The organism is Chania multitudinisentens RB-25, from assembly GCF_000520015.2.
GTDB classification, from domain to species: domain Bacteria; phylum Pseudomonadota; class Gammaproteobacteria; order Enterobacterales; family Enterobacteriaceae; genus Chania; species Chania multitudinisentens.
This window is the reverse complement of the sequence record NZ_CP007044.2, coordinates 4,494,652-4,517,833: the sequence shown is the minus strand read 5'-3', so window position 1 is coordinate 4,517,833 and position 23,182 is coordinate 4,494,652. Positions and strand designations below refer to the sequence as shown.

The 23,182-nt window shown below is 50.8% G+C and carries 20 protein-coding genes; 10 read left to right on the top strand and 10 right to left on the bottom strand.

The genetic code is table 11. The features are described from left to right. Positions 1-25 precede the first annotated feature (25 nt). The 7 genes from Z042_RS19960 to Z042_RS19930 are packed head-to-tail and all read left to right on the top strand — an operon-like array spanning position 26 to position 11,517. Entirely contained in the window at positions 26-553 is a 528-nt protein-coding gene (locus tag Z042_RS19960; RefSeq protein WP_081758426.1) for a cellulose biosynthesis protein BcsO, read from the top strand. After that, positions 544-1,347 carry a cellulose biosynthesis protein BcsQ gene (bcsQ, locus tag Z042_RS19955; protein WP_024911704.1) on the top strand — a complete coding sequence of 268 codons (804 nt, stop codon included), beginning with the start codon at positions 544-546 and terminating at the stop codon, positions 1,345-1,347. Before Z042_RS19960 ends, bcsQ begins: the two co-directional genes overlap by 10 nt. Before the next feature lie 20 nt (positions 1,348-1,367). Next, a complete protein-coding gene (gene bcsA / locus Z042_RS19950; protein ID WP_024911705.1) occupies positions 1,368-3,500 on the top strand; it encodes a UDP-forming cellulose synthase catalytic subunit in 2,133 nt (710 codons plus the stop codon). Beyond that, positions 3,497-5,929, top strand: a complete 2,433-nt coding sequence (bcsB, locus tag Z042_RS19945; protein WP_024911706.1) for a cellulose biosynthesis cyclic di-GMP-binding regulatory protein BcsB — start codon at positions 3,497-3,499, stop codon at positions 5,927-5,929. Before bcsA ends, bcsB begins: the two co-directional genes overlap by 4 nt. Before the next feature lie 36 nt (positions 5,930-5,965). Then, positions 5,966-9,997, top strand: a complete 4,032-nt coding sequence (locus tag Z042_RS19940; RefSeq protein WP_024911707.1) for a cellulose biosynthesis protein BcsC — start codon at positions 5,966-5,968, stop codon at positions 9,995-9,997. A gap of 2 nt (positions 9,998-9,999) precedes the next feature. After that, the gene (gene bcsD / locus Z042_RS19935) at positions 10,000-10,479 is read left to right on the top strand and encodes a cellulose biosynthesis protein BcsD (RefSeq protein WP_024911708.1); all 480 of its coding nucleotides are present in this window, start codon (positions 10,000-10,002) and stop codon (positions 10,477-10,479) included. 15 nt (positions 10,480-10,494) lie between these two features. Then, positions 10,495-11,517, top strand: coding sequence for a family 8 glycosyl hydrolase (locus Z042_RS19930; protein ID WP_024911709.1), 1,023 nt, complete (start codon positions 10,495-10,497; stop codon positions 11,515-11,517). 107 nt (positions 11,518-11,624) lie between these two features. Here the strand turns inward: Z042_RS19930 and Z042_RS19925 are convergent, their stop codons facing one another. Beyond that, positions 11,625-12,371, bottom strand: coding sequence for an SAM-dependent methyltransferase (locus Z042_RS19925; protein WP_024911710.1), 747 nt, complete (start codon positions 12,369-12,371; stop codon positions 11,625-11,627). A gap of 289 nt (positions 12,372-12,660) precedes the next feature. Further along, entirely contained in the window at positions 12,661-13,305 is a 645-nt protein-coding gene (locus tag Z042_RS19920; RefSeq protein WP_024911711.1) for a flavin reductase family protein, read from the bottom strand. Positions 13,306-13,499: 194 nt separating this feature from the next. Here Z042_RS19920 and rlmF point away from each other — a divergent pair, with 194 nt between their 5' ends. After that, positions 13,500-14,465: a 23S rRNA (adenine(1618)-N(6))-methyltransferase RlmF gene (rlmF, locus tag Z042_RS19915; RefSeq protein ID WP_024911712.1), complete on the top strand. Its 966-nt coding sequence runs from the start codon at positions 13,500-13,502 to the stop codon at positions 14,463-14,465. 51 nt (positions 14,466-14,516) lie between these two features. On the opposite strand, the gene glnQ is transcribed toward rlmF, so the two are convergent. The 4 genes from glnQ to Z042_RS19890 all read right to left on the bottom strand — a co-directional run bounded on the left by glnQ (position 14,517) and on the right by Z042_RS19890 (position 17,378). Then, a complete protein-coding gene (glnQ, locus tag Z042_RS19910) occupies positions 14,517-15,239 on the bottom strand; it encodes a glutamine ABC transporter ATP-binding protein GlnQ (RefSeq protein ID WP_024911713.1) in 723 nt (240 codons plus the stop codon). Next, on the bottom strand, positions 15,236-15,895 hold the full coding sequence (glnP, locus tag Z042_RS19905; protein WP_024911714.1) for a glutamine ABC transporter permease GlnP: 660 nt from the start codon (positions 15,893-15,895) through the stop codon (positions 15,236-15,238). The genes glnQ and glnP overlap by 4 nt, the downstream gene beginning before the upstream one ends. 106 nt (positions 15,896-16,001) lie before the next feature. After that, positions 16,002-16,745: a glutamine ABC transporter substrate-binding protein GlnH gene (gene glnH / locus Z042_RS19900; RefSeq protein ID WP_024911715.1), complete on the bottom strand. Its 744-nt coding sequence runs from the start codon at positions 16,743-16,745 to the stop codon at positions 16,002-16,004. A 366-nt stretch (positions 16,746-17,111) separates the two neighbouring features. Next, on the bottom strand, positions 17,112-17,378 hold the full coding sequence (locus tag Z042_RS19890; RefSeq protein ID WP_024911717.1) for a DksA/TraR family C4-type zinc finger protein: 267 nt from the start codon (positions 17,376-17,378) through the stop codon (positions 17,112-17,114). Positions 17,379-17,535: 157 nt separating this feature from the next. Here Z042_RS19890 and Z042_RS19885 point away from each other — a divergent pair, with 157 nt between their 5' ends. After that, complete coding sequence (locus Z042_RS19885) at positions 17,536-18,072, top strand: shikimate kinase (protein ID WP_024911718.1); 537 nt, start codon at positions 17,536-17,538, stop codon at positions 18,070-18,072. A 208-nt stretch (positions 18,073-18,280) separates the two neighbouring features. On the opposite strand, the gene nanQ is transcribed toward Z042_RS19885, so the two are convergent. Together nanQ and rhtA are read right to left on the bottom strand one after the other, a co-directional pair. Further along, the gene (nanQ, locus tag Z042_RS19880) at positions 18,281-18,748 is read right to left on the bottom strand and encodes an N-acetylneuraminate anomerase (protein WP_024911719.1); all 468 of its coding nucleotides are present in this window, start codon (positions 18,746-18,748) and stop codon (positions 18,281-18,283) included. Positions 18,749-19,047: 299 nt separating this feature from the next. Then, positions 19,048-19,932 carry a threonine/homoserine exporter RhtA gene (gene rhtA, locus Z042_RS19875; protein WP_024911720.1) on the bottom strand — a complete coding sequence of 295 codons (885 nt, stop codon included), beginning with the start codon at positions 19,930-19,932 and terminating at the stop codon, positions 19,048-19,050. Between the two features lie 398 nt (positions 19,933-20,330). Between rhtA and ompX the strand changes: the two genes are divergently transcribed. Then, the gene (gene ompX, locus Z042_RS19870; RefSeq protein WP_024911721.1) at positions 20,331-20,849 is read left to right on the top strand and encodes an outer membrane protein OmpX; all 519 of its coding nucleotides are present in this window, start codon (positions 20,331-20,333) and stop codon (positions 20,847-20,849) included. A 218-nt stretch (positions 20,850-21,067) separates the two neighbouring features. Here ompX and Z042_RS19865 read toward each other — a convergent pair whose 3' ends face one another. Beyond that, positions 21,068-21,598: a GNAT family N-acetyltransferase gene (locus Z042_RS19865; RefSeq protein WP_024911722.1), complete on the bottom strand. Its 531-nt coding sequence runs from the start codon at positions 21,596-21,598 to the stop codon at positions 21,068-21,070. Positions 21,599-21,702: 104 nt separating this feature from the next. Beyond that, a complete protein-coding gene (locus Z042_RS19860) occupies positions 21,703-23,073 on the bottom strand; it encodes a GntP family transporter (RefSeq protein ID WP_024911723.1) in 1,371 nt (456 codons plus the stop codon). Positions 23,074-23,182 lie beyond the last annotated feature (109 nt).

Here is a 23,182-nt window from a genome sequence, read left to right as displayed (position 1 = left end):
GCGAAGTATAATCTTATAGGTAGGGATGATGAGTAAATACGATGATGTTCAGCAGTTCAAAAATAAAGTCAATATGAAAGATATTGATTATAAAGAATTTCCTAATGATGATAGTGCGTTGGCTTTACACCGCTGGCCTATCGTTGAACAGATAGCGGAAGAAGGGCTTGGTGCTTCTTCCAGTCTTGATCGCAGTATGCAGCCAACGCCAGCAAGCGCTACCGAATTTTCCTCTATGCTGCCCTCTGGTTTGGAGCCACAACCCGCACAACAACCGCGTGCGGCTCCCATCAATAACCAACTGTTGCCTGGGCATGCCACTCACGATTTTAAACAAATCATTCCCCCGGTTACTGAACCTAGTAGGGACGAACCGTTTGTTGCGCCAATTGTTTCGCAGGCGGCACAACCTTCTCAGCCGGTAGATGCCTCGCGTTTTAAAAAAATGTTCAGCAAAAAAACGCCTTCTGTCGAAGCCGAAGAAGTCAGTGCGAATACGGGTCGTAATACGTTACTCAAGCCACTTTTAGAGAATATTGCCTCATGCCGTTAGTCTGTGTTTGTTCTCCCAAGGGAGGGGTAGGAAAAACCACAGTTACTGCCAATTTGGCTTATGCTTTGGCCCGCAGTGGCAGTAAGGTTTTAGTGGTGGATTTTGATACGCAGAATGCGCTGCGCCTGCATTTTGGGATTCCTATTTCTGATAATCGCGGGTTTGCTGCTCAATCAGGAACATTATCTGATTGGAGCCAGTTTATCCTTAAGGCCGGGCCTAATCTGTTTGTTTTACCCTGCGGTGAAGTGACAGAAGATGAAAGGCTCCTGTTTGAAGATAACCTGATGAATGAACCGATGTTCATTCAGCGTGGCCTTAGCGCAGTGCTCAAAATTCCAGGCATGGTGGTAATTGCCGATATGCCTCCAGGCCGTAATGCCGCGTTGAAAGCCATGCAGGGCGTGGCGGATATGCGCATCGTTGTTTTATTGGCTGACACCGCCTCTCTTAGCCTGTTGCCCCCAATCGAACAGCACAAGTTTATGAATGAACCGCTGAATCATAAAATGGGCGAATATTACGTGGTCAACCAAAGTGATATGAGACGCACTTTGAGCCGGGACGTCACACATTTTTTTGAGCAGCGCCTGCAAGGTAAATTGTTGGGTACGATTCATCGTGATGAATGTGTGCCTGAAGCCAATGCTTCACAACGGGCGATTATGGATATCAGTCCTGTTTCGGCCGCCGCATTTGATATCGAACATATTAGTAAAAAAGTAGCCGTTATTTTAGGGCTGAGCGTGGGAGATGGTGCGTATCACCACACGACGTCTATTTATGGTTCTTAGTAAGGACATTTTGGTCAGCTATGAATAAAATACTTTTTTCTTTCTTATTGCTGTTAGCCTTACCTTTGATCGTTTTGATCATCATTGCGCCAATGAGCAGTGATAACCAATACATTTTTGGTTTTATTTGTATTGGCATAGTATTTATTCTTGGGGTGAGCAAAAGCAAGAAAGTGACTCTGATCATGATCGTCATGTCGACGTTGATGTCATTGCGCTACATTTATTGGCGTGCCACGGAAACCCTGCATTTCAATACCACGCTGGAAGCGGTGCTGGGGATTGCTTTGTTTATGACCGAGCTGTATGCCTTGGTCATTCTAATATTTGGCTATATACAAACAACCTGGCCATTAAAAAGAACCATTGAACCCTTGCCGGATGATATTTCGCTCTGGCCAACGGTGGATGTTTATATCCCCACTTATAACGAGAGTATGGATGTAGTGCGTGACACCGTGCTGGCGGCGCAGTGTATTGATTACCCCAAAGACAAGATGAAAATTTATGTTCTTGATGACGGTAAACGTAATGAGTTTGCCGTATTTTGCGCTGATGCAGGGGTGGGATATATCACCAGAACGGATAATAAGCACGCCAAAGCAGGGAACCTGAATAATGCACTGAAAGTGACGCAGGGTGAATTGATCACGGTGTTTGATTGTGACCACGTAGCCACCCGGGCTTTCTTGCAGGCAACGGTCGGCAGTTTCCTGGTTGACGATCGTCTGGCATTGATTCAAACCCCACACTATTTCTATTCTCCCGATCCTTTTGAACGCAACCTCTCGGAAGCGAGCAAAGTTCCTAATGAAGGGGCATTGTTCTACGGGCCGGTACAGCAAGGTAACGACAACTGGAATGCCACGTTTTTCTGCGGTTCCTGTGCGGTTATCCGCCGCACGGCGCTGGAAGAGGTGGGCGGATTTGCTGTTGAAACCGTTACCGAAGATGCGCACACCGCGTTGAAGATGCAGCGTTTGGGCTGGGGATCGGCTTTCCTGGCACTGCCGCTGGCCGCCGGTTTGGCGACCGAGCGCTTAGGGCTGCATGTGATACAGCGTACTCGCTGGGCCCGTGGTATGACGCAGATCTTCCGCGTGGATAACCCGTTGTTCGGGCGGGGGCTGAACTGGCAGCAGCGTTTGTGTTACCTGAATGCCATGCTGCATTTTCAATACGGGTTGCCCAGGGTTATTTTCTGTATTGCGCCGTTATTTTACTTACTGTTCAACCTGAATATTATCGCCTCGTCGGCAGGGCTGATTTTTGCCTATGTATTGCCCCATCTGGTGATGTCTATCTATATTAACTCCAGATCAATGGGAAGATACCGTTATTCTTTCTGGGGGGAAATATATGAAACCGTTATGTGTTTCCATCTGGTGATTCCTACCCTGTTGGCGATGATTTCACCAAAGCATGGCAAATTTAACGTGACGGATAAAGGCGCATTGCTGGACACCAACTATTTTGACTTCCACATTGTGCGGCCGCATATCATTGCCGTGTCGTTATTGCTACTGGGAACGGCCTGGGGGGTTATTCGCCTGTTAATGACCGACCATTATGGCGCCAACCCCCAGGTTATCGTGCTGAATATCGCCTGGGCCAGTTTCAGTATGATTATATTGCTGGGTTCTATTGCGGTAGCCAGGGAAACCCGCCAAGTCCGGAAAACCATCCGTGTTGAGGCCTCAATCCCGGCCATCCTCTATTTTGCCAGCGGTGCAGCGATGCGTACTGAAACGCTGGATCTCTCAATGGGTGGGGTCAAGTTGAAAACCCCTGATGAACGTTTCATGGATGACCCTATTGAAGAAGTGGAATTATCCTTGAAGTCGGGCGTGGTGTGTTTCCCTGTAGAACTGATTGATGTTGATAAATCGGTGACTCGCCTGATGTTTAAAGAATTGCCAATCGAAAAAAGACGGGAACTGGTGAGAGTGGTGCTGGCGCGGGCTGATGCCTGGATCAATGATAAGCCTTGCCCACCGGATCGGCCATTGCGTTCGTTGCTGGGGATTATCCGTTGTATTTTCGAACTGTTCTATTTTTCTTGGAAAGATTACCGGGAAAAGAAACGGGAGAAAAAACTGCGTAAAAAAAATCCAGACTTACCGCAGTTTGAGGACAAGGAACAGACAATATGAGTGTAGTGGGAGGAACGCTGCGAGCAGCCAGAACCATGGCATTCGTCTTGGTGAGTGGCTTGGGTTTGTTGTTTTGTCTGTCTGATGTATCAAGAGCGGTGGAACCGCCCACTTCTGTTCCATCCGGCAGTGATCCTCAAGGGGTGTTATCTTTACCGCGGCCCGTGGATTTGCCGATTTCGCCGCAGGGCAGTGTGGATCAGGTAACGGATAGCACTCAAGCAGGGAGTACAGTGCCCGCCACGCCAGACCCTCAGGCCAGTTTAAATCATCTGGTTGAATCCACGCTCAACGTTGCCGAAATGGGGTTGCCAGCAGGGTTGACTCTCAGTAACTGGCAGCGTCAATCAGGGTTCACTTTTACCTTGCCGGTTGACTCGGTGGTGACGGATGCCAATCTGTTTTTGGATATTGAGGTATCGCCCGCATTGATGGAGGGCAATACGGAATTGCATCTGATGCTGAATGGGCAACCCCTGAGCCAGCATGTGCTGAATAAGGTTCACCAAGCTAAAGTCACGTATAAGTTATCCATTCCGGCTGCCATGATCGTGGCGCGTAACAATCTGAGTTTCAGCATCCAGAACAGCAATGACGAAGTCATGCAATGTGAAAGAGGGGTTGCCGATAAATACTGGGTCAAAGTGTTGCCAACCAGTAGGTTGGAGCTGGAGAGCCAGATATTGAATATCGGCCAGAGTGTCGGCCATTTCCCGCGCCCATTCTTCGATCCGCAGTCAATGCAGCCTTCTGTGGTGAACATTGTGTTCAGCCAGGCTAAAAGGCCAGAGGATGTTGGGGCAGCCGCGATGGTCAGCTCGCATTTGGGGATACTGGCACGCCACAATAATCTTGATTTCCAGGTATTACAGGATGAGATCCCAGAACAAAACGGGATTATTTTTGCCCAGCCAGGGGAACAGATTGGTTCACTGACCTTGCCACAGGCGAGTGGCCCAACGCTTCAGGTGATCGATAATCCGTTAAATCCGGTTTATAAGCTGTTGCTGGTGATGGGGAGCAACCGTAACGAAATGCGCCAGGCTGCCTATCGTTTGATCAGCCAGCCGTTGCCGGAAAAAACGCCGTTGCTGGCGGTGAAAACCGTGTCGATACCACAGCGCCTTCCTTATGATGCCCCGCGCTGGATCAATACGACCCGCCCGGTCAAATTCAGCGAGTTAGTGGCGAATGTCGATGAACTGACGGTGAGCGGTGTCTTTCATGATGCCGTGCGCATTGCTTTCCGGGCCGCACCGGACCTGTTTATCTGGGATGGAAGAAACGTTCCGCTGCAAATCAATTACCGTTTTCCGACCGACAGTTGGATTGATGAAAACAGATCGCAGCTGAGTGCGACGCTGAACGGGACTTTTTTACGTAACCTGCCGGTTAACAAAGGGGGATTACTGGAGTTTCTGTGGCGCAAACTGGGCGGAGATACACGGCAGGAAAGCTACAGCCTGCCTCTGCCGCCTTATCTGATCTACGGCGACAACATGCTGGAGCTCTATTTCTCCATTGTGCCTAAAAACAACGCCTCGTGTAATCCGGCAGACAGCGACAGTATCAAAAGCCGTATCGGGCCAGATTCTTACATTGATCTGAGTAAAACCTATCATTTCACCGAACTGCCAAACCTTTCCTATTATGTGGGGGCGGCCTTCCCATTCACCAGATTGGCTGATTTCTCTCAAACGGTATTACTGTTAGCCGAAAAACCAACGGTAAATGAGATACGGACTCTGCTTAATCTGGCCGCCAGAGCGGGAGCAGCAACAGGCAGCTCAATTAGCAATACCGATGTTCGGTTTGGATTACAGGGCAATGAACTGGATGAGCCTAAATTTAAAGCGCGGGATGTTCTGGTGGTGGCTTCATTAGAGCAGGAGAGTTTTTATCAGCGCCTGTTGCAGCATGCTCCGTTTACGTTGGATACCAGTGGGTTGCTCACGATGAAACCTCAGCCAATGCTGGAAAGGCTGCAATCCTATTTGAAAGGTAACTGGCAAACGCAAGGCATTGATGCGGACCGCTATCTGTCTTCACTTTCTGACTGGCGGGGTTTTCTCAGCTTCCGTTCCGGCTGGGATCCACAGCGAGTGGTGGTGGTAGCCAGTGCTTCTTCTGACGATGGTTTGAGTAAGATTTATACCGACTTGAAATCACCGAAGATTAACGCCGGAGTACGTGGCGATCTGGCGGTGATTACCGATCAAAATGGCGTACACAGTTTTCAGGTGGGTGCGCAGTTCCCCAGCGGGGAGCTGCCTTGGTATCTGATCTTTATCTGGTATGCCAGTAAACATGTGGTGCTTTTGTCTCTGACCGGTTTAGGGATTTCCATCGTGCTCGGGCTGAGTCTCTATATTCTGCTAAGAAAGCACGCAGCTAAACGTTTAGGGAGAGATGTAGAAGATGAAAATTAAAACATGTCTCGACCCGGTGTTATACAGGAGCTGTCCATGGAATATAGCCAATTGAACATCTTACTGAAAAAGCAGCTGTACGGGGTTTCTTTGGCCGGTTTGGCGGTGTTTTCGTTATCGGCGATTGCCGATGACAGTAACCCGGCGTTGAAAGCACTCTTTGAACAGGCGGCATATTGGCATGATAAATCTCATGACGATCTGGCTCAGGGGGCGTTGCAGAAAGTTCTGCTGATGGATGAAAACAATACTGAGGCGATGTATCTGCTGTCTCTCTATGCCATGCAGAGTGGGGATAAAGCCAAGGCTGAACAGTGGCGGAAGAAGCTGAGTGAGGTGGCTCCTCAAGATCCGCGTTTGCAGGCGTTGGACAGTAATAATAAGGCTCAGTCGCCAGCGGCCAAGAATCTGTTGGCCCAGGCCCGGCAGTATGCGGCGAAGGGGAATTTCCCTCAGGCGATTGCCAGCTATCAGGCAATCTTTAATGGTAAAACCCCCATCGACAACTTGGCCAATGAGTATTATCTCACGCTGGCCGGAACACCAACGGGGCGGCAGGAAGCTATTGATGGCCTGAAACAACGCCTTGCTTTGCAGCCGAACGATACCCAAACCCGCGTGGTATTGGGAAAGGTGATGACCTATCAGGAGTCAACGCGCCGGGAGGGGATTAACCTGCTGGCCTCGTTGGCCCCTACCAATAATGATGCCGATCAAGGCTTGAAGCAGGCGTTGCTCTGGTTGGCTCCACAGCCAACCGACAAACCGCTGTACGATGCCTATCAGCAAAGGCACCCGGCAGATAAAGCCGTGGCGGCCTATTACCAGCAAAATATCGCTGGGGCAGCGAAAAGCGCGGGTTTCACTGAATTGAATAAAGGGGATTTGACGAGCGCCAAGAGCCAGTTCGAAAGTATCCTGGCCAGCAACCCTAATGATAAGGAAGCGCTGGCGGGAATGGGCTTTACTGCCATGCGCAGCGGCGATTTCAGCCAGGCGGAAGACTACCTCAATCAGGCCGCAAAACAAGGCGGCCCGCAAAGTGCGCAATGGAGCGCTTTGGCCCAGGACGCCAATCTCTATGGGGCATTGGCAAAAGGTAAACAAGCGGTCAGTGCAGGCAAGCTTGATGAAGCGCTGGCGCTTACCGCGCCGCTGACTAACGCCACGGGGGATAAGGGCAGTGCGGTAATGCTGTTCCGGGCGGATGTTTTACGCCGGCAAGGTGATTTCACGGCGGCGGAGCAGGTTTACCGCGGGTTGCTGGCCCAGAATCCACAGAATAATGATGCGAAATTGGGGCTCTATTACCTGTTATTGCAACAACGTAAAGGGCAGGAAGCGGAGTTAGTGCTACAAAGCCTCCCGGCCAATCTGCGGCCGAAAATTAACCAAACGGCCGCTGGGGTTAACGTTGATCCTTTGCGTAAAGAGGCGGCATTAGCGGTGCAGCAGAATAATCCTCAGCGGGCGATGATGATCCTGCAACAGGCTTTGGAAAAACAACCCTCGAATGCCTGGGTACGTTTGGATATGGCACGCATCCTGAGTAAACAAGGGCAGGAGCTGCAGGCGCAGACGCTGATTTCGCCTTTGATGCAGGTGGGTGCTCCGGCAGACAGCGTTTACGCTGCCGCTCTGTTTGCTTCTGAACGCAATGACTGGCTGAATGTTTCTACGCTGATGGCGCGTATCCCGGCCTCAAGAAAGAGCAGAGATATGCGGGAACTGGCAGCAACGGCCTCGGTTAATCAGCAGCGAGTCAGCGCTGAAAATTATCTCCGGCAGGGCAATACCGCCAGTGCTGCGGCGATCCTGCGGCAGATGGCGCAGAAACCGCCTACCGAACCGGCTGCGTTGGGTGAGTTGGCGAAAGATTTGATGGCGGTGGGCGATACCGCTACGGCAGTACAATTGGTGCGCGAGAATATGCGCCAGGGCGTTAAGGGGAATGCCGGGGATTATTCTGCCCAAATCGCCGTGCTGAATCAGGCCGGGTTAAGCCAGGAAGCCGATGCATGGCTAAATAATCCTGCGTTGCTGGCGAAGAGTTCTGCTAGAGAGATTAGCCAGTTGCGCAATGGGGGGGTGATCAATGAAGCCGATACGCTGCGCCTGCGGGGGCAGTATGGTGCGGCTTATGACAAATTGATCGCCGCTCTACAGGACGACCCGCAAAACGCAGATATCATGCTGGCGATGGGGCGCCTTTATCAGTCCGGCAACATGAACCAGGAGGCCGGGCAGGTATTCAACTATCTGCTGAACCGCGATAGCCTGAATCAGGGGGCGCGCGAAGGTGCAATAGGGATTGCGCTGGCCGAAGGTGAGGTCGGCAGAGCCAAACAATTGCTCGGCGGTTTGCCCGTGGTGAAAACGCCAGATCAGTTGCTGCTGGCGGCCCGCGTTGCTGAGGCTGACGGTAATTATCCACACGCCTTGTCGCTGCTGCGTGAAGCAAAAAGCCGCCTGAACGGTGTGAATGTTGCTTCTGGCAATGGGCAGGCGTTGATTGGGGGGTTAAGGCTGGCGGACAACCCTTTTGCCACGCAAACCTCCACACTCTCTGATGGCGGCAGTGCTTCACCTTCGGCCTATGGGCAGGTGTTGCCTTGGCAGGTAGCGGCTCCTGGTTTGGCTGGCAGCTACGCGAATGGTGCACCACGTTTGCCTGGAACCTTGGCCAAAAATCCGACATTGCAGCAAGTCGAGAAGTTGATGGATGAGGTGCAAAACAAAACGGCGACTTGGGTACAGGGAAATATTTCGTTGCGTAACAACAGCAGCGGTGAGAGTGGGCTGAGTAACATCACAGAAATCAGAAGCCCGATCAGTGTGTCGGGTATGCCGGTGGATGATGGCCGGGTCACCTTTGAAATGACGCCGGTGATGTTGAAATCAGGTACACCGTCCAGCAGTGCCAACAGCCGTTTTGGTACCGGGGCTTTGCAACAAGCCAGAGCCGTAGAGGCCGCGACGCAGGCGTCCGTTGTGGCATCGCAGAATTCGATCGCCGCTGCGCGGGATGCCGATCTGCGCTACCAGGAGATTCATGCAACACGGGATCATCTGTGTTCACTGGATCCTACGTCTGCCGACTGTGATGCGGCAACGCTGGCGCAGGCGGAAGCTTATGACGAGAAACAACGGCTTGATGGTCTGATAACACAGCCACAAACGTTTAACCCCAATGATTTCTATGCTGACTCACCTGGGCAACAGCAGGAAAACGGTGTTGAACTGGCTCTGGCATTGAGCGGTGACAGCTATAAGCTGGACGTTGGCAGCACCCCGTTGGGTTCAGGAATTAGCTCGGTGGTGGGGGGCTTGAAATGGGCACCTAAGGTCAATGAGCACACCACATTGGACATGCGGCTTGAACGGCGGGCCGTTACCGATAGCCTGCTTTCTTATGTTGGCACCGAGGATGTGATCACCGGTAAGAAATGGGGGGCTGTAACCAAGAATGGGGGTAGCCTGAACCTGGGCTTTGATGACGGCGCGGTGGGAGCCTACGGTGGAGCAGGATATTACAGCTATGTGGGCGACAACGTAGCCAGAAACAAAAGCATCAATGCGCTGGTAGGGGCTTATATCCGCCCTTATAAAGATGATGAGAATGAAGTGAAACTCGGCGTCAATGTCAGCTATATGGACTTTGATAAAAACCTGAGTTATTTCAGCTATGGGCAAGGGGGATACTTCAGCCCACAAGATTATATCAGCATTTCACTGCCCGTTGAGTTTACTAAGAAATACGATAATTTCACTTATACGCTGGGTGGTAATGTGGGTTATCAATCTTATCACAATCAGGAAAGTGCCTATTTCCCCAATGATCCTAATCTCCAGTCACAATTAGAAGGGCTGGTCAATCAGGGTTATGGTAAAGAAGCCATGTATGCCGCAGAAGATAAAAGCGGTATCGGTTATAGCCTGAAAGCGAATGGCAATTATAAAATTGCGCCAAATATGTTGGTTGGCGGGCAGTTGGGTTATGACACTTTCGGCAGTTATTCCGAAAGTTCTGCTTTGCTCTATTTTAAATATCTGTTAGATGGGAAATAGCCATGCAAGATATTAATAATGCGTCTTATGAACTTGATTACTATCGTCACCAGCAGTTTAAACCAGGCTGGCACAGCCTGGTTGAAGTGGTTTTTGCCGGTATTATGGCCTCTGCCGATGATGCGGATGGCCGGGATTTTCTGCGCCTGATGGGGAGCCATCTGGCACAAAAAACACCATTGCCAGAAGCGCAAACGATTGGTGAACTTGAGGATGGCATCAATGCGACCTTGAGCCATTTTGATTGGGGGTGGGTGCGGGTTGAGGCTTCCGAGAAGGAAATATTGCTGACTCATTACGCTTATCCGCAAACGCCTGAACCTGATAACGCGCCGCTGTGGACTCTTTCGTTTGCGACAGTATTGGAAGGGATATATGAAACATGGCTCCTGGCTCAAGGGGGCGCGCCACATGTTTCTTTGCGCAGGAAGCATTCATCTCAAGACCGTACGTTGGTCTTTAGCTACAGAAACGGGCAGTGAAGAAGGTGAATCATCGTGGCTAAATATACCCGAGCTTGGTTCCGGCTATATATTTTGTTGGTAGGGTTATTTTTTTCCTGCCTAGCATTTGCGCAGAATAATAATGGTTGGGAGCAATATAAACAGCGTTTTTTATTGTCTGATGGGCGAGTTATTGATACCGGTAATCGCAATATCAGTCATAGCGAAGGGCAAGGGTTTGCCATGTTGTTAGCGGTCTATAATAATGACCAACCTGCTTTTGAAAGAATGTGGCGCTGGACTAATGCCACGCTTTACCGAAAAGATATCGGGTTATTTTCCTGGCGCTATGAGCCGGGGAAAGCCATCCCGATAACAGATAAAAACAATGCGACAGACGGTGATATTTTTATTGCCTGGGCGTTGCTGGAAGCCGGGAAAAAATGGAATGTCAGAGAATATCTTCGCAGTTCCTCTGACATACAAAGATCGTTGTTGCGGCATACCTTGATAAAATATGCTGGTTATAATGTGATGCTGCCAGGGGTTACCGGCTTTAGACAGGCTAACTCGATAACGATTAACCCTTCTTATTTTGTGTTTCCGGCCTGGGAAGCATTCTATGACTATACGCATTTGCTGGTGTGGAAAAACCTTAATGATGATGGCATCGCCCTGATTAAAAAAATGTCGTTTGGTAAAGCGCAGATCCCGACAGATTGGGTCACGTTATTTGCGGATGGCCATATGGCCCCGGCGAATGGCTGGCCAGCCCGTTTCGGGTTTGATGCGGTGCGCGTTCCCTTATATATCCACTGGTATCAGGATAATAGCCCGGCGCTTGCACCTTTCGTCAGGTTTTGGCAGGGTTACGATCGCCGGGCTGTACCCGCTTGGGTTGATGTGCTCAGCGGTGCGCGTTCCGAATATAACCAAAGCCCAGGGATGATGGCGGTCAGGGATTTGGTGCTGGGCGCCGGGGGGCAATTGACCAACCGTTTGGTTTCTGACGAAGACTACTATTCTGCCAGTTTGTATCTGTTGGCTTATTGGTCAGTAGCTAGCCAACAGCGCTGATCCTGCGCTGGAAGTTGAAGCGAATGTGAACGCCTGGCCGTGCGCAGCTGCTTGGGCAGCTGTTTAGCAAGGCGTTGTAATGTAACGTTCGCTTCAGTTGCCCCACATCATCGCGCCATCAAGGCGAATACACCCCATCCAAGGTATTCACGCGTATACGTGGCATAGCGTTTAGGCTCCGAGGACAAATGTGCCCTAATTTCTTTCGCAAAATCGTCATCAGGGTTCGCTTTGAGCCATTTACGCATGGTGAGCCACATTGCTGCCGAGTATCTATCCCAGCCTTCCAGATCAGCCAGAACCATTTCTACTACGTCATAACCTAGAGCTTCGAATGACCCGATAAGTTCTGGGAGCATGAGGAAGTCGGAAATAGCATTGGCCTCGCAGCCTTTGGCTATCTCTTCCGTTGGCGGCAATTTCAGCCAGTAAGGTTCACCGATGAGAATGATCCCTTCGGGACAAAGGCTTTTCGCTAAAAGTTCGATGGTTCCAGCAACGCCACCACCAATCCACGTGGCGCCAACGCAGGCGGCCAGATCAACTTTTTCGTCGGCAACATAACCAGCAGCGTCAGCGTGGATGAACCGGACTCGATCGGTGACGCCAAGTTCTTCAGCACGCTGTTTCGCCTGAGCGGAGAACAGCTGGCTCATATCGACGCCGAGGCCGGTGATTTTATGATCACGCGCCCAAGTGCACAGCATCTCGCCCGAACCGCTGCCGAGGTCGAGTACTCGAGTCTCCGGCTCCAGGCGCAAGACGGCCCCGAGCGTGGCGTACTTTTCCGGCGTGAACGGATTATGGATGTGATGAGCGCTTTCGGTAATAGTAAAAATACGCGGGATATCCAAGGTAATAATTCCTTTTTTCAACGGTGTGATATACCCGTAACCTATGATGCGTGGGGTTTGAATGCATCCTATTGATCATTTCAGAAAGGAAAAAGCGCCCCAAGCTACATTAAGGCGCTTTTATTTTTAATCGTTTTTACTGGCGTTAATGGTTTGGTATATAGCTTTTTTAACAAGAAATACTATAAATTATGCAGCAAAGTTATGTTGCTATGCATAACAAACTGAATTCAATCGATTAAATATCCAGCCACCCCATTGAGTTAGCGCTTTGTTTTTATTGCCAATCCTAACCCTGTTTTTTATGTACCTCCGGGCGCACCAGATCAAAACGGTGCTGCTCGGAGATACCGTAGTAGGCCGTCGGGCCCCCGGCGCGCAATACCGGCTGTGCGGCTGCGGTTTGGTAGACGCCATGCTCATCCAGCAGCGCTGGATCGATATGGACGGCAACCACTTCCCCTAACACCAGCCAGGTATCCACATTTTCCCCTGCGGCATTTTGCAGCCGAACGCATTGAGTCAAACGGCATTCAAAGTTCACCGGGCTTTCTGCGACCCGTTCAGCCTTCACGCGCCGCCCGGCAATGGGGGTTAATCCTGCGAAGGCAAATTCATCCTCACCGTGCGGCAGTGCAGCTGAGCTGCTGTTCATCGCCTCCGCCAGCGGGCGCGTTGTCAGGTTCCAGACAAACTCACCGGTTTCTACGATATTGGCGACGCTGTCTTTCCAGCCGGAGCTGGCAAAGCCGATGATAGGTGGGCGATAGCTGAAACAGTTGAAGAAGCTGTAAGGTGCCAGATTGCGTTGACCAGCGGCGCTGAGGGAAGAAATCCAACCAATGGGGCGGGGGCCAATGATGGCGTTCAATGGGTCGTGCGGCAGACCATGACCAGCCGCAGGTTCATAGTAATAACGTGGTTTATTGTGCATAAGCATCCCTAGCAGATGAAATATGTAGCCGATCCTCTTTAGAGCCGATCCCAATAGGCTTTTAGCGTTCAAAATTGTAGAGGGTCAGCTAACTTTTGACGATCCCATTCTGGTGGTTCAGTTGCCACTGGAGAGACATTCTGGCGTTATGTTATCTTACGCGCCAGAAAAATCCTTTCAGAGAGCTTGTCACGGTGGAAAAAAAGCAAAACGTCCCGCAGCAGAAAAGTGGCCTGCATCCGCGTAATCGCCACCGTTCACGCTATGACTTTCCAGCGTTGATTGCCAGTTGCCCAGCGCTGGAACCCTTTGTGCAGCCGAATGCCTGGGGAGATATCTCCGTGGATTTTGCCGATCCGGCAGCGGTAAAAATGCTCAATCGTGCTTTGCTGCAACATTTTTATAGCATTGAACACTGGGATATTCCTGCCGATTACCTCTGCCCACCGATCCCTGGGCGTGCGGATTATATACATCACCTGGCTGATTTGCTGGCAACCAGCAACGGCGGGGAGATCCCGCGTGGTAAAGGGATCGCGATCCTGGATATTGGCGTGGGAGCAAACTGTATTTACCCTATTGTCGGCCAGCGTGAATACGGTTGGCGTTTTACCGGTTCTGACATTGACCCGGTTTCCCTCAGCACCGCCAAAATGATTGTGGCGATGAACTCAACCTTGAAAAACACGGTGCGTTTGCGTCAGCAAAAACAGCCGGAATGCATTTTCACCGGTATCATTGGTGCCGCCGAACGTTTTGATGCCACATTGTGCAACCCGCCGTTTCATGGTTCTGAGCAGGAAGCACGCGCCAGTACGCGCCGCAAACTGCATAAGTTGGGTAAAGGTGAAGTGGCCGATAAACCGGTACAGAACTTTGGCGGCAAAAATAATGAATTATGGTGTGAAGGAGGGGAAGAAGCTTTTGTACGCAAGATGGTGGCGGAAAGCGTCAACAAAGCGGAAAACTGCCTGTGGTTTACCTCGCTGATTGCTAAAAGCACCACTTTACCTGCCATCTACTCTGCACTGAAACAGGCGGGAGCGCTTGAGGTGCGTACTGTCAACATGGCACAGGGCCAAAAGATCAGCCGTTTCGTGGCCTGGACGTTTCATAATGCTGAACAGCAAGCCGCTTGGGCAGCAGAGCGCTGGCAATAATCTCGCAATAAAAAACGGGCACCGTTGAGTGCCCGTTTGAAGTGCAATCAATCAGGAAACGTGTTGCAGGAACTCGCGCAGGCGCGGGCTCGGCGGATGGTTGATCAAATCCTGTGGATTGCCATCTTCGGCAATGCGCCCTTTATCGATAAAGATCAGGCGTGACGCCACTTTTTCGGCAAAGCCGATTTCGTGCGTGACGATCACCATCGTCATCCCTTCTTCAGCCAGATCCTGCATGACTTTCAACACTTCATGGCGCAGTTCCGGGTCAAGGGCCGAGGTCGGTTCATCGAACAGCATCATTTTCGGTTTTACCGCCAGCGCACGGGCAATCGCCACGCGCTGCTGCTGGCCACCAGAAAGCTCGGAAGGGTAGTGGTGAGCACGCTCAGCCAGACCGACTTTTGCCAACAACTCACGTGCCAGCTTTTCAGCGTCTGCCTTCTTCGTACCACGTACACGGATCGGGCCGAAGGCCACGTTTTCCAACGCAGTCAGATGCGGGAACAGATAAAACTGCTGGAATACCATGCCCGCTTCCTGGCGGATTAAACGATCGTCCACTTTCGGATCGTTAACCCTCAAACCATCAACGATCAATTCACCGCTGGTAATTTCTTCCAGCTTATTGATACAGCGCAGCAGGGTAGATTTGCCGGAGCCAGAAGGCCCGATAATTACCACCACTTCACCCTGGGTGATGTGCAGATCGATATTGTGTAGCACTTGAGTTGGGCCAAAGTGCTTGGAGACGTTTTTAAATTCAATCACAGGATTTTCATCCTTCTTTCCAGACGACGCAGAACAAAGCTCAGCACCAGAGTAATAATCAGGTAAATAACGGCCACAGCGCTCCAGATTTCCAGCGCCCGGAAGTTACCGGCAATAATTTCCTGGCCTTGGCGAGTCAGCTCTGCCACGCCAATCACGATAAACAGCGAAGTATCTTTGATACTGATGATCCACTGGTTACCCAGCGGTGGCAGCATACGGCGCAGCGCCAGCGGCATGATCACATAACGGATGGTTTCGCGGCGCGACAGCCCCAAAGCCAGCCCTGCTTCACGGAAACCGTTGTGAATCGACAGCACGGCACCACGAGTAATCTCCGCGATATAGGCACCGGAGTTGATCATGATGGTAACCACCGCCGCACTGAACGGATCGATGCGTAAATTGCTGAATGCCATCGGCAGGGCAAAGTAGATAAACATCACCTGTACCACAATTGGCGTACCGCGGATCACTTCAATGAAGACCAGCGCGACATGGTTGGCAATCCAACCACCGTAGGTGCGGGCAAAGCCGGCGACAAGGCCGATGAACAGACCACCAATCAGACCAAGGACCGAAATCCATAAGGTCATTTTGGCGCCTTCTAACAGAATAGGAATGGCAGGCCAGATGGCACTCCAGTCGAACTGCATGGTATTTTCTCCCGGTGATCCCAAACAAGGGCATCAGATACAACAAAACACAGGGGGGCACCGTGCACCTCCCCTGTGTCTAAGATTAGATAACTAATTTCACGAATTACTTAGGCTCGGTACCAAACCATTTCTTATAGATTTCGTTATAGGTGCCGTTGTCACGCAGCGTTTGCAGGGCAACGTTCACCTTGCCACGCAGTTCGTCGCTGCCTTTCGGGAAGGCGATACCGTATTGTTGGGCTTCCAGTGATTCACCTACGGTTTTGAACTTGCCAGCACCAGCCGTTTTGATGAAATACAGGATGTTTGGTGTGTCGTGCAGCACGGCATCAGCACGTTTGGTTCCCAATTCCATATAGGCGTTGTCAATATTTGGGAACTGGCGCAGATCTTTGGCTTTGATGTGCTGCTTGGCGTAATCCACCGAACCAGTGCCGCTTTTCACTGCCACCACTTTGCCATCCAGATCGGCAATGCTTTTCACGCTGTCGTTGTCAGCGTTCACCATCAGCAACAGGCCACTTTTGTAATAACCATCAGAGAACTCGATCGCTTTTTTACGCTCGTCGGTGATAGTGATCCCGGCCAGTGCCAGATCCACGTTTTTGGTTTGCAGTGCAGGAATAATGCCGCTGAAATCCATCGGTTTCAGGGTGTAGTCTAACTTCAGTTCTTTGGCGATGGCGGCCCATAAGTCGATATCAAAACCAACATATTGGTCACCTTGTTTGAATTCAAACGGAACGAAAGCGGTGTCGGTGGCGACGATCAGTTTGTCTGCGGCGTAGGAACTTACGGCGAAGGCCAGGGAAAGGGCGGCCAGGGAAACTTTAAAGATTGACTTCATGAGAGGAATTCCTGTACAGGTTGCGGATTACCCATTTTCTATGTTGCATTTTGTGAAATGGAAGAATCGTGCCAAGTTTGCAATTAATTCAAAAACAAAGGGTTGTATGCTAAAACTTTACCTCAAAGGCAAATTTTATCTATTTTGCACCATTATTGGGCACCAAAAAAGTGCAATATAACAGCCGTGGTGCATTGAGCTTATCATTAACTAAAGAATAGGTGTGAAACAACCGATAATTAACAATTATGTTTCAAGAGTGGTATCCAACTCTAATTTTCTCCTGAAAACCCGTTTGCATATGGTGCAAGCAGGCTTGCATGATGCCATAAAACCGGGTGAGGATAGGAACAGATGCCCGGTGTATCAGCGTAACTGGCTGTCTTTGCTACCACGGCGATTATACAGGCCGCTTGCTGCCTGCTTTTTATCCAGTTCAGTCTGGCAGGCCAGACAGTAACGCACCCCCGCTAATGCTTGCCGCCGTGCGGCAGGGATCTCTTCCCCACATTCCAGGCAGTGGCGCAGGCTTTCACCTTGCCCCAATGCCTGGCGCGCCCGCTGCACGGCATCATCTACCGTGGAATCAATTTGATCCTGCACAGCGCCATCTGCTGCCCACCCGTTTGCCATGTTTCCTCCACTTAAGCGTACTCTTTCAGTGTAATGTGGATTGTTTATTATACAACTCAAGCAGTGAGAGGGCGCAATCGGCGCGGTATAAGTTGCTATTGATAGAGCATTTTCACTTCGATAGAATCTCCCGCCTTTCCATGACCAGGCTGAAAAGATGAAAGTTAACGTGGTTGGCACCAGCGGGAGTGGCAAAAGTACTATGGCACGTCAACTGGCGCAGAAACTGGCTGTACCTTATATCGAGATGGACAAGCTTTACTGGCAGCCTGGCTGGCAAGGTACACACGGTGATGAATTTTTGTTAAAGGTTACGCAGGCTCTGGCAGATGCTGCTGAGGGTTGGGTGCTCGATGGCAACTATAACCGTACCAAAGCGATAAAATGGCGGGAAGTCGATTGGGTGATTTGGCTCGATTACGGTTTTTTCCGCACGCTGTGGCAGGTTACGCGCCGTACTCTATTGCGCGCTTGGCAGGAAACTGAACTGTGGCCTGATACCGGGAACCGCGAGAGTATTTATCGTGCATTTTTCAACCGCCGCGAGTCGATCATTTGGTGGATGCTAACCAGCTACCGCCGGAATCGTAGAAAGTACCTGGCCGAGATGCAGGATGCGTGCAATGGCCATATCCGCTTTATCCGCCTGCGTTCACCCGCGGAAACGGCGTTATTCCTTGCCAGCCTGCCTTGATGAGTTTACGGCTAGCGCTCATATTACCGTTGGTGGATAAAACAAGAAGCATTGAGCCAGTCGATTGACCGGCCCAATGCTTTTATAGCCGCCATACTTCAAGTTGCTGGTGCGTCAACGCGTTATTCGCCCTCCGGGGCTAGCATCAGTGCTATGCAGAAGCGCGTCGCGTTTTTGTCCTGCTCTACGAATTATGTCGGGCATTTCACTACAGCAGTAACTCGTAATGCACTTTCACCACGGCTTTCTTGATATTTTTTGCCTCCTGTACTTGGCAACCCGGCTTATGGGGTTCTAGCGGGAAAAAAATCACATACATGCCAGGCGTGAGATTCAACGTTTGTGGGCTGCGTTTGATATCCAGCATTTGCAGGTCTTTGCTGGCATCATAGGGGTCATCACTGTCCCAACTGCCCGGCAGGCCGTAATCGATTCTTTCTTCACCACCGATCAGGATTTGAATATCCAGATACTCCTGGTGAATTTCTGCGCGTTTGTTTTCGGCAGGTTCGGTCACGACTTCCATAACATTCATAAAAACGCGATCGCCATCAATTTCATGCCGCCCTAATGCCAGGCCGGGCAAATCGTATTGGCGAACCGTGTTAAGGATATTAGCTAATACTGGTGAAAGACCACGTCCAAAGCGAGGATTGTACAAACTACCGTAGATCATCCTAATTCTCCGTAATGAAACTGTATTCTTGGTACTTGAAGCCATAAGTAAGAAGGCACTTTTGTTGCTTGGCCATCTGCGGGCTAAATCAGTGACCACTTACCCGTAACTCTGCGTATTAAGGGTGCATAACGTAATGAAATAAAAAACTAACTAACGAAAAGACCTAGTTTTAGTATGTCGATTGTCAACCTCAAAAACAGTTAAGTCGATTGCAATCATGCAATAGAATCTGGATTTATTTACCCGTAGCCTGAGCAATGTCAATGTGCCTGATAGGGTATCGACATCTTGCAGAGCTAAGAAAGGTTTTCAATCTGTGGTTTGGGCTTGATGGTCATTGTGGCTCCCATTGAGGCAGCAATAATGGCGGCTAAGGCCAGCCATTGCATAGACGTGAGATGTTCATTGAGAAAAATCATGCCTGAGAGCGCCGCCAAGGCGGGTTCCAGGCTCATCAGAGTGCCAAACGTCCGTGCCGGGATTTTGGGTAGGGCAATAATTTCCAATGAATAGGGGAGCGCTGTGGAGAGGATAGCCACTGCGAATGCCACGGGAAGAATCTCCATGTTCAGCAACGCGCTCCCGGCTTGCCAGGCACCAATCGGGCAAAACACCAACGCTGCGATTAACGAACCAACAGCTACCGTGCCAGGCCCGTGATCTCCCCCTGCTTTCTGGCCGAAGATAATGTATACCGCCCAGCAGGCACCGGCACCCAGAGCATAGGCTGCGCCAAAGAGGTCGATGCTATCGAGATCGTGGCCGAGTGGCAGCAGAAAGCCCAAACCGATAATTGCCAATGCTACCCAGACAAAATCGATAAGGCGACGTGAGGAAAACATCGCTACCGCCAGCGGGCCGGTGAATTCCAGTGCCACGGCAATGCCAAGTGGAATGGTACGTAGAGAAAGATAAAACAGGTAGTTCATGGCCCCCAGTGACAGACCATAGATCAACAGCGGTAGCCGGTTACCCGCAGTAAAACGCATGCGCCATGGGCGGAAGATGATAAATAAAATCAACGTGCCGATGCCGAGGCGCAGGGTGGTAATTCCCTCGGCCCCAATCAGGGGAAACAGGCTCTTAGCCAGCGAAGCACCGCTTTGGATAGAAACCATCGCAACGATAAGTAAGCAGACCGGCAGCAGCGTGGAAGACGCTTTAGCAGTTAACGGAGACATCCATTCAAGCCTTATTGGTGCTTCTCGGGTCTTGAGAAGGCATAACGAAAACAGGTAAGCGTAAGTGTAAATGAATTGGTATATGAGTGTCTGCGAAAAGCGTGTTGTCGAAATTAAATTGTCAAAATTTTGAACAGAGATTGTATTGATGTGTAAAAAACATCCGCCCACTATGTGCTTTATCTTTATTGAATAGGTGATTTTTATCACAAAAATGCGTAGGATGCGCTTGAAAATATGGATGAATTTTTCTTGTGCAGTGTTCTTGTAATTTTCTGTTACACGATACAAAGCATTAGACACTTTTTTAAAGGCAGTGTTTCACGCTGTTTTTTGCTATATTTGCAAGGTGTAGGCAACTTGTTGTACTTAATAATAAAACGTGTTTGAGGTGGTTTATGAAAAAAATTGCATGTCTTTCCGCAGTAGCAGCTTGTGTATTGGCAGTTAGCGCTGGTAGCGTATTCGCTGGTGAAAGCACCGTATCTGCGGGATATGCCCACGGTGATTTCCAAGGCGTTGCTAACAAGGCTGATGGTTTCAACCTGAAATACCGTTATGAGTTCGACAACAGCCCGCTGGGCGTGATCGGTTCCTTTACTCATGTGGAAAAGAACGGTTCTGCTGACGGTTTCTACGATAAAGCACAGTACAGCGGTATCACTGCTGGCCCGGCTTACCGTTTCAACGATTGGGCAAGCATCTATGGTGTGATTGGTGTTGGTTACGGTAAATTCACCAGCAACGCTCAAAACGGTTCTGACAACAACAGCAACAGCGACTACGGTTTCTCTTATGGCGCTGGTCTGCAATTTAACCCAATGCAGCAAGTGGCTCTGGACTTTGGTTACGAGCAGAGCCGTATCCGCAGCGTTGATGTGGGTACTTGGATGGCTGGCGTTGGTTACCGCTTCTAAGATTTATTCACGTCGTTAAACGTGATCGTGCGGTTATGCTTGCCGCACCTGTTGAAAAATCCGCCTGCTGGCGGATTTTTTTATCGGAAAAACCCCCGATAGAAAGGCGATAAAGGCCGGTTAAGCGATCATGGCATAAGATTTTATTGATGTTCTGCCACTACGTGGTGGGCAAACCGCATGGCAGATGGAGTTGGCCTGGAACGCTACGGCTAGTTTTATAGCAAACGCTGCATCACAATGATTGGCTGCTGATGGTAATCACTGCGGTGGCTTTCGACGAAACCCATCTTTGTAGCCAGCCTAATGGAAGGCTGGTTTTCTGGTGAGATAATACAGACGGTTTTCCTTGGTGAGAGATGCTCGCTGGCCCAGGCTAATGCGGCCTGTAGTGCTTCGGTGGCATACCCTTTGCCATGAGCCGTAGAGCTTAGCGCCCAGCCGATTTCCGGTGCATCAAGCACGGGATTGATTTCACGGTGGTAATCAGCAAAACCAATGTCGCCAATGTAGCTGCCGCTGATTTTTTCACGCACAGCCCAATAGCCGTAGCCCAGCAATTGCCAGTGGCCGACGTATCGCAACAGGCGGCCCCAACTGTCTTCCTGGCTGCGCGGCGTGCCACCGATATAGCGAACAACGGCAGGATCGGCCCACAGGGTTGCCAGAGAGGCAAAATCTTCCTGCCGGTGGGCATCCAGTATCAGGCGTTTGGTTATCAACGTAGGGGAAGAAGCGGTGGTGGTCATCATGGTTTTCCTGAGCATAGGGAAAAAACGTGGTTGTAGGGGCGGTTCAGTTCGCCCCTGCCAATTTACCCCATCTGCTGGTTTCAGACATCTTTGTCGGAATGTTACACTACCAGCCACAGCAACCAAGTGAACAGGAAACCAGCCAGGCCAAGCAGGGTGGTTAATACGGTCCAGGTTTTCAGGCCATCGGCCACGGAAAGACCAAGGTATTTGGTGACAATCCAGAAACCAGAATCATTAACGTGGGATAACCCCAGGCCGCCAAAGCAGGTGGCGAGCGTCACCAGCACCAGTTGAAGCTGATTGAGGCCGATCACCGCTTCGGCAAGCAGCCCGCCGGTGGTCAGAATGGCTACGGTAGCAGAGCCTTGTGAGGCGCGTAATGCCAAGGAGATGATAAACGCCGCCGGGATCAGGGGCAGGCCGATGGTGGTGAGCATCTCCGCCAACGCTTTGCCGACGCCGGATTCCACCAGCACTTTGCCGAACACGCCGCCAGCACCCGTCAACAGGATCACCACTGCCGCAGTCGGCAACGCTGCGCCCATGATGTCACTGGTATGTTGCAGGCTCCAGCCACGGCGCATTGCCAGAAAATAAAACGCCAGCAGCAGGGCAATCAGTAAAGCGACGGTTGGAGCGCCGATCAGAGATAAAACATCACGCAGTGCCGAACCCGGTGGCAGCAAGGTGGCTGAAACGGTGCCGATCATAATGATGGCGATCGGAATAACGATCAGTGCGGCAATCAACCCGGCTCCTGGCGGGTTGATACGCTCACTGAGCGGTGCTTTGTGCTCGGAGGCAGGTTCAGGCGCCGCCAACTGCAACTGTTCCAGCACGTCAATAGATAGTGGATAAGCCTTGCGATTCAGGTAGTTCGCTGCGAAATAACCGATAATGCCTACCGGAATACAGATGAGTAAACCAATAATCGTCAGCCAACCGATATCCGCATTCAACAGCCCCGCCGCCGCTACCGGGCCAGGGTGTGGCGGCAGCGCAACGTGAACCACCAGCATTACGCCGGCTATCGGTAGGCCAAATTTCAGCGGGGAGACTTTGGCCACTTTGGCAAAGCCGTAGATGATGGGTGCCAGAATGATAAAGCCGACATCGAAAAACACCGGTATGCCGAGGATAAAGGCGGCAATGGTCAGTGCAGCAATGGTGTGTTTCGGCCCCAGTGCTTTACTGAAACATTGTGCCAGTGATTCGGCACCGCCGGAGTGTTCGATCATCCTACCGAGCATGGCACCCAGACCGATGATAATCGTCACTGAACCCAGCACGCCGCCCATACCCGCAGTTATCACTTTCATGATTTCGCCGGTTGGGATGCCGCTGGCCAGGGCAACCAATAAGCTGACGATTAGCAGGGCGATGAACGGCTGAACTTTGGCCTTTATCACCATCAGCAGAAGCAGTATGACGCCTAGGAGGGCAATGATCAGTAACATAGAGGTAGACATGGTAGCGCCTTTATTCTGGTAAAAGTCCGGCACCGCGATCGCCTAATGGCGATACGGGTACGTTTAATTTTTATATAGGGTTTGATGCTTGGTGTTGGCAGATGCCCGG